Raw genomic sequence first — 14013 nt, 5'->3', positions numbered from 1 at the left:
TCAGTCAATACAGCACCTCATGAACGGGGAATCTGTAACACTTGGCCCACTCGAATGACGTCACCATTAATGTCATTCGCCTGCTTGAGCTGATTTACCGCTACGCCGTGGCGCACGGCGATCGCTGACAGCGTATCGCCTGACTGGATACGGTACTCATTACCCGCGGGGCGGCGCTGATTATCACGCTGCCAGGCCAGCAGGCTGGCGGGCGGCGGATAACGCTGAAAATGATCGCGCAAGCCACTGAAAATAGCCTGGGAAAGCCCCGACTGGTGCACCGGATCACGCAGTCGACGCTCCTCATCAGGGTTGGAGATAAACCCCACCTCAATCAATAGCGAAGGAATATCGGGCGACTTCAGCACCATAAACCCAGCCTGTTCCACGCGGGATTTATGCAGTTGGTTAATTCTGCCCAATTGCTCTAGCACCTGCCCGCCGATCGACAGTGAATCATTGAGCGTGGCGGTCATGGTCAAATCCAACAGCACGCCGCGCAATACTTGGTCTTTATCGCGCAGCGACAAGCTGCCATCGACACCGCCGATCAAGTCAGAGCGGTTTTCGCTATCCGCCAGCCACTGTGCTGTTTCTGACGTAGCGCCGCGCTGGGAGAGCGCGTACACCGAGCTGCCCTGAGGGCGCGGGCTGGTGAAAGCATCGGCGTGCACCGAGACAAAAAAGTCGGCTTTCTGCTCACGCGCCAGGGCAGTACGCTGGCGAAGCCCAATGTAGTAGTCACCGTCCCGCACCAACACGGCTTTAAAGCCTTCGGTGCCGTTCACCTGAGCGGCTAAACGCTGAGCGATTTCCAGCACGACGTCTTTTTCACGGGTGCCCGAAGGTCCGATAGCCCCTGGGTCTTCACCGCCGTGACCGGCGTCTACAGCAATAATAATGTCTCTGCGCGGATGTGGCTTAGCTTCCTGCACTTCAACCGGGGCATCGTTACTGGGCGGTTCGACACTACCCGGCAACTGCGCTTGAGCCGATGCTCGCTGCGCTTGAATCTCCTGCTCGCGAATCATCGCTTCAATGGGGTCAATGGGGTTTTCAACAGCGCTTTCGCCTGGGTATTCGAGATCTACCACCAAACGGTGCCCGTACTGATCATTCGGTGTCAGGGTGAAATGACGTGGCTCTATTTCTCGATTGAGTTCAAGCACCACCCGCAAGCCACCGCCATCCCGGGTGCCGGTGCGCACCGATGTAATCGCACTGTCATGTAGCGGCAGCGTATTGGGGTCGGTGTCCATTTGGGTGTCATCGAGATCAATCACTAAGCGCGCGGGATTCTCCAAAGAAAACACGTTGGCATTAGCCGCAACCGACAAATCAAATACTAAGCGCGCATGATCGGGCGCCGCCCACAGACGCATACTCTCTACACTGGCCGCTTGAACATTCAACGCCGCTAGGGCAAAAAAACTGGCGGCTAACAGACGAGTGATGCGTGCCGCTGTGCCCTTTATTTCCATTGAATCACACCGTTTTCAAAATGACCGGAACTTACTTTGCTTGCCCTACCTACGTTGCTTAGCTTACTGAGACTACTTTCTAATAATGCCAGCATCCGCCTACCCTGTTCACTGCCCGCTGTTAGTGAGGCTATGCGACCTTTAGCAACCACTTCCAACGCCAGGCGAATATCCGGCGCTGGCAACCAGCCTTCCCCACGGCTAGGCCACTCAACAATACTCAGCGCATCGTCGGCGAGTACATCGCGGCCACCGATAAATTCAAGCTCTTCAGGATCCGACAAGCGATACAAATCTAAATGATAAATACGCTGAGCGCCCAGCTCATAGGGCTCTACCAGCGTATAGGTAGGGCTTTTAACCGCCCCTAGGTGGCCGTAAGCGCGCAGAATACCACGGGTTAGGGTGGTTTTACCGGCACCCAGTTCACCTTCCAGATACACCAACCCGCGTCCTTGCAATATGCGCCCAAGTGCTTCGCCAAACGCGACCTGGGCCTCTTCGTTATTTAATTGCACCTGCATAGGGTTTAACTGCACCTGCATGTGGGCTGCCTTCAAGGATTAATCAATTTTCGCGCATAGGATGCCAGATCGCTGGCTAGCAGGCCACGCTCGCCTTCTTGCTCGGCCGCGCGATCTGCCGCTAACGCGTGCACCATGGTTCCCAGCCAGGCGCTGAACTCCACCTCGCCACGCTGCGCAATCAGCGCGCCCAGCATACCGCTGAGCACATCGCCCATGCCACCACTGGCCATACCGGGGTTACCGTAAGGGCAAACAACCAAGCCACTGGGGCCGGCGATTAGACTGCCCGCACCTTTTAGAATCACTACACCGCCTCGGGCGCGTTGCAGTGCCTGAGCGGCAGCAGGCCGATCAGCCTGAATATCCGCCACCGAACAGCCCAACAGCCGCGCGGCTTCACCGGGGTGGGGGGTTAAAATCCAGTTATCGCGGCGAACATCCGGCCACTGGCGGGCCAAAAGATTCAATCCATCGGCGTCGACGACCAACGGCGCGTCCGACTGCAGCGCACTTTGCAGTACCGCCTGCCCCCAGGCGGCCTGGCCAAGCCCTGGCCCGACTACCACAACATCCGCATGACTGGGCAACTCAGCCGCCTCAGCGCCTCCGCGAATGCCGTGGGCCATCACTTCCGGGCAGCGTACCAAGCTGGCGGCGATATGCTCAGGGGCTGTCGCCAAACTCACTTTACCCGCCCCCATCCGCGCGGCGGCTTGGCAGGCTAGCAGCGCCGCGCCGCCAAAGCCGGGGGCGCCGCCCATCACTAACACGTGCCCCGTATCTCCCTTATGGCTGGTGCGCCATCGCGGTGCAAAGGCTTCTGCCAGCAACGAATCATCCAGCCGCCAAGCCGTGGCGGGAATGTCGAAATACGCCTGGACTTTTACGCCCAGCGGGCGAAAATCGATCTCACCGGTATAAGCAGGCGCATCGCCGGTATGAAGGCCAATTTTATCGCCAATAAACGTCACTGTGCAGGCGGCCTCTACCGCAACACCCGGCACAGCGCCGGTATCAGCGAACAGCCCGGAAGGTATATCAATCGCCAGTACTGGCCGGTGTGCGGCATTGATCATTTCAATAGCACGTTTGAAGCGCCCTTCTACCTCGCCCGTCAAACCGGTGCCTAGCAAGGCATCGATGATCACCTCGCCAGTAAATTCGATCCCGGCGTGCCACTCCTCGCAGCTTACTCCCGCCGATGTTGCCAGCTGTGCAGCGCGAGCCGCATCGCCGCTTAGCTCTGCGAGGGGTTTAAGCGTTACCCGCTGCACTTTAAGGCCGGACTGCATCGCTAGCGCGGCGAGCACGTGTCCATCGCCGCCGTTATTACCACTTCCACACATAACGGTTAAACTGCGCGCCTGGGGCCAGCGTGAACGAAAACTATGCCAGGCACTTGAAGCGGCGCGCTGCATCAATGCAAAACCTTCAATACCACCCGCAATGGTGCGACGGTCAAATTCACGCACCTGGGCGGTTTTATAAAGAGGGCGTAGCATGGAGGTATTCAGGATCGTCACGATCGCTCCTTTCGCATGTTTTGATGGCTGCCAATGCGTTAGCATAGCGCGCTTAATACTCGCTGTTGATTGATACTATTAAACTCACTCTCCATTTGCCTGATTTGTTTAAATAACCATGCCGGACTCCACTGCCCTTGCACGCCCTAATATCGCAATGACTGACCAGCAGCTTGCTCGCCTTGCCGACCTGATTAAAACCTGGGGACGCGAACTGGGCTTTCAGCAGGTGGGCATCACCGATACTCAACTGTCGGCCCATGAAGCCCACCTAGACGCATGGCTGGAGAAGGGCTACCACGGCGAAATGGGCTTTATGGCCAAGCATGGCACCAAGCGTACCCGGCCTGCAGAACTTGAACCCGGCACTCAGCGCATTATCAGCGTGCGCATGGATTATCTGCCCGCCGAAGTAGAAAGCACCAAGGTGCTCGGCCAACCCAGCCGCGCCTACGTATCGCGCTACGCTTTAGGGCGTGATTATCACAAGCTAATCCGCAAACGGTTAGCCCAATTAGCTAAAAAAATTGAGCGGCAAGTCGGCGAGTTCGGCTACCGCGCGTTTGTCGACTCAGCGCCGGTGATGGAGCGCGCCCTGGCCCAAAAAGCCGGGCTTGGTTGGTTCGGCAAAAACGCCATGCTACTCAACCCCAAGGCGGGCTCGCTGTTCTTTCTGGGCGAGCTCTATACCGACCTACCGTTGCCCATTGATAAACCGCTTGAGCAAGAACACTGCGGCAGCTGTAGTGCCTGCCGCACCGCCTGCCCTACCGGTGCCATCGTTGATGACAAAGTGGTCGACTCGCGCAAGTGCATTTCCTACCTCACCATCGAACTGCACGGCGCCATTCCGGTTGAGTACCGTCGCGCCATGGGCAACCGTATCTACGGCTGTGACGACTGCCAGCTTGTATGCCCCTTCACTCGCTTCACCCGCATTACCCAGGAAGATGACTTTGCCCCGCGCCATGACCTAGACCGCGCATCGCTCATCAGCCTGTTTGCCTGGGGCGAAGCGGAGTTTCTGGATAAAACCGCCGGCAGCCCCATTCGGCGCATTGGCTACCAACGCTGGCTGCGCAATATTGCCATTGGCCTGGGCAACGCGCCTTGGAGCGAGACCGTTGAGGCCGCACTGTGGGCGCGGCGCGGCTTCCCTAGCGCTTTGGTGCGCGAACACGTTGCCTGGGCGCTTGAGGAGCAGCGCCTTAAGCGCGGTGAGCGCATTGCCACTGACGCGTCTTAAACGCTACTATTTTAGCCGCTCTTCTTAGCTATTCTTCTTCGTCGCTACGCTGATCAACGCGCAAAAATGTATCCCGGTAGTGAGCCAGCTCGGCAATCGACTCTTTAATATCATCCATCGCCAAGTGCACATTCTGCTTACTAAAGCCCGCCAGTGCGCCGGGGTTCCAGCGTTTGGCCACCTCTTTTATGCTAGACACATCAAGATTACGGTAGTGGAAAAAGTTCAGCAGCGCGGGCATCTCGCGCTCTAAAAAACGCCGATCCTGGTGGATACTGTTACCACACATCGGCGACGACCCCGCCACTGCGTACTGCTGCAGAAACGCCAGGGTATGCTGCTCGGCTTCGGCTGTTTCCACCTGACTGGCTTTCACACGGGCGACTAAGCCTGATTCACCATGGGTTTTCTGATTCCAGTCATCCATCTGCGCCAGCAGGCTATCAGGCTGTTTCACCGCGATTACCGGCCCTTCCGCAACAACGTTTAAATCCGCATCGGTAATGAGCGTCGCCACTTCAATAATGCGCTCTTTGTTGGGATCCAACCCCGTCATTTCTAGATCGATCCACACCAGCAAGTCATCCCGCGGCGTCGTTTTTTCTTCCGCTGCACCCGTCTTTTCGTTACTCATTAGCGTTATTCCTTTGCCCAAATGGCCATTAATATCATCCAAGTGTGCCTTAAATAAGCCCATCAAGCAGCTATACAGAACCGCTTGAGCACTTGATAAGTACAAAGATATTTTTGATAGGTACAATGCTATTTATTATACCGATCATCAGGTGGTCATGAGCAAACGCAAATTAAGTCGTCAGCAGCAGTGGCGCGTCGATAAAGTCCAGGCGGAACGCGCCCAGCGCGCCGAAAAGCGTGACGTGCAAGACGCTGAAAAACTCGCCGCTGGCGAATACGGCGCCGAACAGCCGGGCCGCGTCGTTGCTCACTTTGGGCGCACCCTTGAAGTGCGCAACAGCGACAATGAACCGGTGCGCTGCCACTTACGCGCCAACCTGAACGGTTTGGTCACCGGCGACCGCGTGATATGGCGCGCCGGGCAAGAAGGCTCCGGCGTGGTGGTCGCCCGGGAAGAGCGCGATAGCGTACTTAAACGCCCGGACGCCCGCGGCCTGCTCAAACCGGTAGCCGCTAATATTGACCAACTGTTGATTGTATTCGCGGTGGAACCCGCGCCCCACGCCAACCTAATCGACCGCTATCTAGTGGCCGCTGAAGCCACCGGCATTGCGCCGGTGTTGGTGCTCAACAAAACCGACCTGCTGCCGGAAGACGGCGGCGAGTTGGGTAAACTGCTTGAGCGCTATCGCGAGTTGGGCTACCCCGTGGTGCGCACCACTACCGCCACAGAAAACGGGCTAGATGAGCTACGCAGCCAGCTTGAAGAGCGCACATCGGTGTTTGTTGGCCAGAGCGGCGTCGGCAAGTCATCGCTGATTGACCTGTTGCTGCCCGACGAAACCCTGCGCATCGGCGCGCTTTCGGAAGACTCCCGCAAAGGCACCCACACCACCACCACGGCGCGCCTCTACACCATGAGCCGCGCCGAGGTGGCCGACGGCGACCTTATCGACTCACCGGGTATTCGCGAGTTTGGCTTGGTGCACCTTAGCGAGCAGGAAGTCACCGACGGCTTTATTGAATTTCACGACTATCTTGGCCACTGCCGTTTTCGCGACTGCCGCCACCGCAATGAGCCCGGCTGCGCTTTACTTGCCGCGGTCGAGGCAGGCAAGATTCATCCAGCACGCTTTACCAGCTATCGGCGCATACTTGATAGCTTGGATAGCTAGGATTTAGAGGAGTTACTCATGAGGAGCACCGAAAGCCAATCGTCGGAAGCCAACCTGCTGCCGCTGATCGTTGAACCTGAACAGCTGCAGGAACATTTGGATGATCCACAGCTGCTGATTATCGATGTGCCGGTTAACGGCGACAGCTATCGCCAGGGCCATGTGCCCGGCGCTATATTCCTCGATTTTCGCTATTTGATGCGTGGCGAAGGGCCAGTCCCCAGCAACGTTCCCGGTGTGGATGCGCTATCAAGGCTGTTTAGTGCCCTAGGCCTGACCCGCGACACCCACGTAGTGGCTTACGATGACGAAGGCGGCGGCTGGGCGGCACGCTTACTGTGGACGCTAGATCTAATCGGCCACACCCGCTACTCCTATCTGAACGGCGGCATCCACGCTTGGCGTGATGCGAGGCTAAACCAGAGCAGCGAACCGACGGCCCCCACTGCCAGCGAATACAGTGCTGAGATTCTCAACCCCAATACCCTGATCACTTTTGAAGAGATCAAAGAGAAGCTCGACGATAGGCAGTTCGCGGTATGGGATGCACGCTCCAAAGATGAGTACGCTGGCGTACGCGGCAATAATAAGCATCTGGGCCATATTCCCGGTGCGGTCAATTTGGACTGGCTTCACGCCATGGATCGCAGCCGTGCACTGCGCATCCGCGATTACGCCGAACTAATCACCGAGCTTGGCGCCCTCGGTCTCACGCCCGATATGGAAATCGCCACCCACTGCCAAAGCCACCATCGCAGCAGCTTTACTTGGCTGGTCGGCAAGGCGCTAGGCTTTAATATGCGTGGCTACGCAGGTTCCTGGGGTGAATGGGGCAACCGCGACGACACCCCGATTGAGAAGTGAATATATAACTGTGACTCTTTCCCAAAAAGCCTTTTCGCTACTGCAATACCCGTTGCCTCACCACGCGCTCTCGCGCCTGACTGGCAAGTTTGCCCAGTGCGATAATACCTGGGTAAAAAACACCCTGATTAAAGCGTTTATCAAACGCTTTAATGTGGATATGAGCCAAGCGCTGGAGCCAGACCCCAGCACCTACGCCACGTTCAACGACTTCTTCACCCGCGCCCTAAAAGCCGATGCGCGCCCCCTGGGCGATGGCATTCTAAGCCCCGCCGATGGCACGCTCTCTCAATACGGACGCCTACAGGCCGGGCAACTGGTGCAGGCGAAAGGCCACACCTACTCCGCCCAAACGCTGCTGGGTGGCGAGACGGCACTGGCTGAAGAGTTTCTTGGCGGCAGCTTTGCCACCGTTTATCTCTCGCCACGGGACTACCACCGGGTGCATATGCCGGCCACCGGCACCCTACGCGAAATGATCTATGTCCCTGGAAGGCTGTTCTCGGTCAACCAAGCCACCGCCGACTATGTACCGGGTCTGTTTGCCCGAAACGAGCGCTTAGTGTGCATCTTTGATACCGAACAAGGCCCGATGGCAATGGTATTAGTCGGCGCCATGATTGTCGCTGCTATCGAGACGGTCTGGTCAGGGCAGGTGACACCGCTTGCAGGCCACCCTCAGCGCATGCAGTTTGGCCAACCGATCACGCTAGAAAAAGGCGCCGAGATGGGCCGCTTCAAGCTTGGCTCCACCGTGGTAATGTGCTTCGCCAAACCGGTTAATTTCGCAGAGCGCCCCCACGTGACAATGGTCAGCATGGGAGAGTCGTTAGCTACTCTCTAGTTAACAGCTGCTTTCTAGCAGTTAGGCGTTGAGAATGCGAGCACGTCTTCCAGGCGTGCTTTGCCCAAGGCCAGTTGCATAAGGCGATCTATCCCCAGCGCCACACCAGCGCCTTCGGGCATCCCGTGTTCTAGTGCCGCCAGCAAGCGCTCATCCACGTCCACTTCCGACAAACCTAAACGACGGCGCTCGGCATTATCTTCTGCAAAGCGGACGCGCTGCTCAGCCGCATCAGTTAGCTCATCGTAGCCGTTAGCCAATTCAATACCGTTTAGATAGACCTCAAAGCGGGAAGCCACCCACTCATCATCCGCATCTTGGTGGCGTCGGGCCAAAGCCGCTTGACTGGCCGGGTAATCAATTACCACGCTGAGCTCATGCTGGCCTAGCTGCGGCTCGATCACCACGCTCATCAACAGGTCAAGGCAAGTATCGCGACCTTCGTCAGCTAATGACTGGGCGGGCATTTGCGCACGCTTAGCGGCCAACGAACGCAGTTTTTCCACCGAGGTGGTGAAGGGATCGACGTCTAAGTGAGTATGAAACAACTCTCGGTAGCGGTAATGCACCAGCGGGCCGGGAAAACTGGGTAACAGCGTCATGATCAGGGTAGCGGTCTCATCAATCAGCTTTTCCAGTGTAAACTGAGGCCGATACCACTCCAGCATGGTGAATTCGATGTTATGGCGCCCACCCACCTCACCATCACGAAAGCTTCTCGCGAGCTGAAAGATCGGCCCACTGCCAGCGGCTAGTAGGCGCTTCATATGAAACTCAGGCGAGGTTTGTAACCAGAGACGGCGCTGACCTTTATCCGTGCGCGCTAGGGTGTGAAGTGATACCAAGTGGACATCCGTGCTGCCGCCTTGCCCAAGCACCGGTGTCTCTACTTCCAGCACGTCACGCTGGGCAAAAAAAGCCCGCACGTTGGCCATTAACCGTGCTCGCTCGCGCAGCGTTTCAATTGACGCTGAGGGTTGCCAATCAACGGCCATCACTACTCCTTAGGCAAACTGGTTCATAAAGACGAATTTTGAATAAAAAATGGCCGCGTACAGTGCGCGGCCATTTTAGGATATTGGAAACTCGAAAGACGGTTAAGCGCGGGAGACGTAGTCGCCACTGCGCGTATCAACTTTCAGCACTTCACCCTGGTTGATAAATAGCGGTACGCGAACCACCGCACCAGACGACAGCGTAGCTGGCTTGGAGCCGCCTTGGGCCGTATCGCCTTTCAAACCTGGGTCCGTTTCAACGACTTCCAGCTCGATGAAGTTGGGCGGCGTCACGGAAATCGCCTTATCGTTCCACAACGTGATGATATAGGGCACCTGCTCCTTGAGCCATTTTACATTATCACCCAAGGCTTTCTTTTCCACAGCGTACTGTTCAAAAGAGCCGTCGGTCTTCATGAAGTGCCACATATCACCGTCGGTGTAGAGGTACTCCATCTCCATCTCCATGACATCGGCGCCTTCCAGAGAATCACCCGACTTGAAGGTCTTCTCACCCACACGGCCGGTCATCAGGTTACGCAGCTTAACGCGGTTAAACGCCTGACCCTTGCCCGGCTTAACCAGCTCGTTCTCAACGATCGAACAAGGATCGCCGTCGAGCATTACTTTTAAACCGCCCTTGAATTCATTGGTAGAATAGTTCGCCATAATGCCTCTCAATATTTCATTTCAGTAGCGTAGAGCTCAAAGCCACGCGTCGCCTATAGATATCGTTCTTAAATGGGTGCACGCATGATAACCCGAAGGAGGGCTTTTTTGCAGGAGAACATCATTATTGCCGCGCTTGAAACACGCCCTAGTTGGCAACAGCAGCTTTCTAACGCCATCCGCGACCCTAAGGTACTCTGTGACCGGCTAGGCCTAGGCAGGGAGTGGCTTGCTGGGGCTAATACAGGCCATGGCCTGTTTGAAGTACGCGTTCCTGAGGCATATCTCAGCAGAATAGCCCATGGCGACATAACCGACCCACTATTACGCCAAGTCTTACCGCTAGGCGAAGAAGCACTATCGCCCGCAGGCTACGTTTTGGATCCGCTTGAAGAAGCCGAACATCGGCCAGCCAAGGGACTGATTCATAAGTACGCAGGCCGGGTATTGCTGATTGCCAGCCCGACTTGCGCTATCAACTGCCGCTACTGCTTTCGCCGCCATTTTCCCTATAGCGACAACTCGCCTTCTAGAGCGCAGTGGCAGCAAGCCCTCGACTACTTGCGCGCTGACACCACTGTTCACGAAGCCATCCTCTCTGGCGGTGACCCGCTGGCCGCCAATGACCGTCAACTGGCTTGGCTGGTGGAACAGCTAGAAGGCATCCCACACCTTACAAGGCTGCGCATTCATACCCGCCTGCCGGTGGTGATTCCCGACCGAGTTGATGACGCCCTACTGGGCTGGCTAGCGTCGACTCGCTTACAGAAAGTCGTGGTGCTGCATATTAATCACGCCAACGAGATTGACCAAGCGGTCGTCGACGCCTGCACGCGGCTTAAACAAGCCGGGGTAACGCTGCTCAACCAAAGCGTGCTGCTACGCGGAGTGAACGATAGCGTCGATACGCTAGCCGCGCTTTCTGAACGGCTATTTGAAGCCAGCATACTGCCCTATTACTTACATGTATTAGACCCCGTGCAGGGCGCTGCGCATTTCGATGTCTCGGATGCAGAAGCCCGCGAGCTGGTGGCTGAGCTTCGCGACTATTTGCCGGGGTTCTTAATGCCGCGGCTGGTGCGGGAAATTCCTGGCAAGGCAAGTAAAACGCCGCTTTAACGCGGATCAAACGGCACAAATCAGTCCTAAACGCTAACCTGGTACTTTATGGCGCTCTTGAGTTAGGCCTCTGTGCTTCTCCATACAGTTGCACCAAATAGCTATACTAAAGTCGAAATCATCACCTTTTGCTGCTGATGTAACCAACTAGCCATAGTGGCCACAGCTTAGATATGACTTTGCTCATTTAGACTTTTTTTTCACCCCAACTCACAAGCGTCAGGATTATCCGGCATGGCATTCTACCAACAGCAGTCGTGACCTATCACCAGTTCATCTATTGGCGGCAGAACTCTTTACAGGGGGACGGTGACGGTGACGCTCACTCATTATACGGTTTTATAAATCCTGAATTTTAAACACTTAAATCACACATCAGCATAGCCTTACCTGTTTGTTCGTCATTAATCAACTGCGCTTGATAGGGACCACTGTCATGATTTACCAGGGAGTACTCAACGCTTGAAAGCCTTTCTTTAACGTCTGCGATAGATCCTGAAAACTCAACTAAAAGCACGTTAAGGCCATTTGAGTTCCCAAAATAAAAAACGAAACTATCCACTGGCAATCCATAGTACTCACCGTTTTTTGCTGTTAAACGGTAGCCGCTGTAATCTTGATTGCGCTCAAAGAAGTCTATTTCTCCAAGGGCTTCTTTATAAGCATCCGGCAGGACAATTTCGTTAACCTCCGGATAGAGCGAACCTTCTGGGTAAGTCACCAGGTTTCGACGTAGTTCGTTCCACTCTTCCGACTGGGCACAGCCGTCTTCCCACGACGTAAGCAGGGGTGTCCAATCAACTGTTGAGCCTGATGCGGCAGCTCCATAGGAAGTGCCATAGAAAAGCGCGCAGCCTAGAACTGTGACGAATAGTGGCTTATAGGTATGTTTCATTCGGTTCCCTTTTTCATTTATATTTAATCAAACAGGCTGGCAGGCACGGCGTCAGGCGCGCCTTATTCAAGCCATTTTTCATAAGCCTCTACATAAGAATATACTTTTATATTTCCAATAATCTGTAGCCCCATTCCCTATATTAAACGTAATGGCTCCTGCTTCCTCCGCAGGCCTCTCTGTCCTGACGGCGGCAACACAACCTACTACCAACTCTCGCGAGATCTTCAAGTGTCATCACTACCTTCCGCGGGCTGCATGGCTCACGCTACCGGGCCGAGTTTGAGCACTGCTTCAATCAGCGCTGTGGCCGCAAGGCCATGATCCTGCGCTTTCTCACGGCAGCGGGAGGACACCGCCAATGCTGCACCAGCCCCCAGTGTCAGGATGAGTGTCGTACCCTCTGATACCCTGTTCTTATAAACCGATCAGGGGGCGAAAGGAGACACTCATGCCTCGTTACTCCGAGGAGCGCCGGCAAGCCGTGGTCACCAAGCTGCTGCCTCCCCACAACCTCTCTCCGCAGGTGATCGCGGAGCAGGAAGGGATCTCACTGGGCACCGTCTACAAGTGGCGCAAGGAAGCCCGTGCCGAAGGGCGCTGTCTGCCGGATGCCCTGGGCAAGGGCGCCGATGGTTGGTCATCCAAGGATAAGTTCAGCGCCGTGATCGAAACCGCCTCGCTGAACGCCCAGGAAACCGCGGAATACTGCCGCCGTCGGGGGATCTATCCCGAACAGCTGGAGCGCTGGCGACATGACTGCGAGCAGGCCGCCAGTCTCTCGCACTCGGAACGCCAGCGTGAGGCCGACGAGGCCAAGCAGCAGCGCAAGCGCATCAAGGCGTTGGAGAAAGAGCTGGCTCGCAAGAACGAGGCCTTGGCGGAAACCGCAGCGTTACTGGCCCTGCGAAAAAAGGCGAGGGCGATCTGGGGGGACGAGGACGAATGATCAGCACCCCAGATCGCCAACGCGCTATCGCGCTGATCGAAGACGCCCGGGCCCAAGGGGCCCGCCTGGAAGCCGCCTGTCGCGAGTTGGGCATCACCGCCCGAACGTACCAACGCTGGACGCGCGACGGCGAACTACGCGAGGACCAGCGCCCTTTGGTCGACCGGCCGGTGCCGGCTAACGCACTGACACCGGCCGAAGAGCAGGAGATACTCGACGTGTGCCACCGGCCCGAGTACGCGAGCTTGCCGCCAGAGCAGATCGTGGTGCGCCTGTTCGACGAGGAGCAGCGCTACCTGGCATCCCCCTCGTCGTTCTACCGCGTTCTGCACAAGCACCGACAAGTGGTGCATCGTGGCCGCGCCAAAGCGCCTCAGCGCCGCGCCAAGCCCACGACCTACCAGGCCACCGCGCCCAACCAGGTGTGGTCGTGGGACGCGACCTGGCTGGGTGGTCCGATCAAGGGGCAGTACTACTACCTGGTGATGATGATCGACATCTTCAGCCGCAAGATCACCGGCTGGGAGGTGTTTCTGGCTGAGTCGGCCAATAACTCCCGCAGCGTGCTGGAGCGGGCGGTGCTGGCCGAGCAGATCATCGATCAGCCACTGGTGTTGCATGCGGACAACGGCAGCCCCTTCAAGGGCGCCACGCTGCTGGAGAAGCTGCATGACCTCGGCATCACGCCGTCCTTCAGCCGGCCGCGTGTCAGTAACGACAATCCTTACTCGGAGGCGCTGTTCCGGACCTGCAAGTACCGGCCTTGCTACCCCGTCGACGGGTTTGCCACGGTCGACGATGCCCGCGAGTGGGTGGCCGGCTTCGTGCAGTGGTACAACCACGAACACCGCCACAGCGGGATTCGCCTGGTGACGCCGGCACAGCGCCATGCTGGCGAGGACACCGAGGTACTGACCAAGCGCCACGCCATTAATCAGGCAGCACGTGACGCCAACCCTGCCCGCTGGAGTGGTAAGACCCGGAATTGGACGCCGATCGGTACCGTGTCGCTCAACCCAGAACGGGAATTCGAGGTCACCGTCGTAGAACCAGAAAAACAGGTGGCCTAAAAGGCCTCAGAGGCGACAGA

The 14013-nt window shown here is 56.8% G+C and carries 13 protein-coding genes; 6 read left to right on the top strand and 7 right to left on the bottom strand.

The features are described 5' to 3' along the window. Positions 1-17 precede the first annotated feature (17 nt). Genes ACQE2I_RS06415 through ACQE2I_RS06405 form a run of 3 tightly spaced genes read right to left on the bottom strand, consistent with a single transcriptional unit; the run spans position 18 to position 3510 of the window. Complete coding sequence (locus ACQE2I_RS06415) at positions 18-1481, bottom strand: N-acetylmuramoyl-L-alanine amidase (protein WP_427030656.1); 1464 nt, start codon at positions 1479-1481, stop codon at positions 18-20. Next, entirely contained in the window at positions 1472-2005 is a 534-nt protein-coding gene (gene tsaE / locus ACQE2I_RS06410) for a tRNA (adenosine(37)-N6)-threonylcarbamoyltransferase complex ATPase subunit type 1 TsaE (protein ID WP_427031395.1), read from the bottom strand. Before tsaE ends, ACQE2I_RS06415 begins: the two co-directional genes overlap by 10 nt. A gap of 32 nt (positions 2006-2037) precedes the next feature. Further along, entirely contained in the window at positions 2038-3510 is a 1473-nt protein-coding gene (locus tag ACQE2I_RS06405; protein WP_427031394.1) for an NAD(P)H-hydrate dehydratase, read from the bottom strand. A 178-nt stretch (positions 3511-3688) separates the two neighbouring features. On the opposite strand from ACQE2I_RS06405, the gene queG reads away from it, so the two are divergent. Further along, positions 3689-4777: a tRNA epoxyqueuosine(34) reductase QueG gene (queG, locus tag ACQE2I_RS06400; protein ID WP_427031393.1), complete on the top strand. Its 1089-nt coding sequence runs from the start codon at positions 3689-3691 to the stop codon at positions 4775-4777. 28 nt (positions 4778-4805) lie between these two features. On the opposite strand, the gene orn is transcribed toward queG, so the two are convergent. Further along, complete coding sequence (orn, locus tag ACQE2I_RS06395; protein WP_427030655.1) at positions 4806-5411, bottom strand: oligoribonuclease; 606 nt, start codon at positions 5409-5411, stop codon at positions 4806-4808. A gap of 157 nt (positions 5412-5568) precedes the next feature. On the opposite strand from orn, the gene rsgA reads away from it, so the two are divergent. Genes rsgA through asd form a run of 3 tightly spaced genes read left to right on the top strand, consistent with a single transcriptional unit; the run spans position 5569 to position 8296 of the window. Further along, positions 5569-6588 carry a small ribosomal subunit biogenesis GTPase RsgA gene (gene rsgA / locus ACQE2I_RS06390; protein ID WP_427030654.1) on the top strand — a complete coding sequence of 340 codons (1020 nt, stop codon included), beginning with the start codon at positions 5569-5571 and terminating at the stop codon, positions 6586-6588. Positions 6589-6606: 18 nt separating this feature from the next. Further along, positions 6607-7452: a sulfurtransferase gene (locus tag ACQE2I_RS06385; protein ID WP_427030653.1), complete on the top strand. Its 846-nt coding sequence runs from the start codon at positions 6607-6609 to the stop codon at positions 7450-7452. A 10-nt stretch (positions 7453-7462) separates the two neighbouring features. Continuing rightward, the gene (asd, locus tag ACQE2I_RS06380; RefSeq protein ID WP_427030651.1) at positions 7463-8296 is read left to right on the top strand and encodes an archaetidylserine decarboxylase; all 834 of its coding nucleotides are present in this window, start codon (positions 7463-7465) and stop codon (positions 8294-8296) included. Between the two features lie 14 nt (positions 8297-8310). Here the strand turns inward: asd and epmA are convergent, their stop codons facing one another. Together epmA and efp are read right to left on the bottom strand one after the other, a co-directional pair. Continuing rightward, positions 8311-9291, bottom strand: coding sequence for an EF-P lysine aminoacylase EpmA (gene epmA / locus ACQE2I_RS06375; protein ID WP_427030650.1), 981 nt, complete (start codon positions 9289-9291; stop codon positions 8311-8313). A gap of 102 nt (positions 9292-9393) precedes the next feature. Continuing rightward, on the bottom strand, positions 9394-9960 hold the full coding sequence (gene efp / locus ACQE2I_RS06370) for an elongation factor P (RefSeq protein ID WP_427030648.1): 567 nt from the start codon (positions 9958-9960) through the stop codon (positions 9394-9396). 108 nt (positions 9961-10068) lie between these two features. On the opposite strand from efp, the gene epmB reads away from it, so the two are divergent. Continuing rightward, positions 10069-11079, top strand: a complete 1011-nt coding sequence (gene epmB / locus ACQE2I_RS06365) for an EF-P beta-lysylation protein EpmB (protein ID WP_427030646.1) — start codon at positions 10069-10071, stop codon at positions 11077-11079. A gap of 355 nt (positions 11080-11434) precedes the next feature. On the opposite strand, the gene ACQE2I_RS06360 is transcribed toward epmB, so the two are convergent. Further along, on the bottom strand, positions 11435-11974 hold the full coding sequence (locus ACQE2I_RS06360; protein WP_427030645.1) for a hypothetical protein: 540 nt from the start codon (positions 11972-11974) through the stop codon (positions 11435-11437). A gap of 451 nt (positions 11975-12425) precedes the next feature. Between ACQE2I_RS06360 and ACQE2I_RS06355 the strand changes: the two genes are divergently transcribed. After that, positions 12426-13993, top strand: a protein-coding gene (locus ACQE2I_RS06355; protein WP_427030644.1) for an IS3 family transposase whose coding sequence is annotated in 2 segments (ribosomal slippage) — positions 12426-12891 and positions 12891-13993 — 1569 coding nt in all. Because the reading frame shifts where the segments join, the coding sequence is not laid out codon by codon here. Positions 13994-14013 lie beyond the last annotated feature (20 nt).

This window comes from Halomonas sp. H2 (assembly GCF_050215315.1).
GTDB lineage: Bacteria > Pseudomonadota > Gammaproteobacteria > Pseudomonadales > Halomonadaceae > Vreelandella.
Note: the sequence above shows the minus strand (reverse complement) of the source record. Positions and strands in the feature narration are given on the sequence as shown.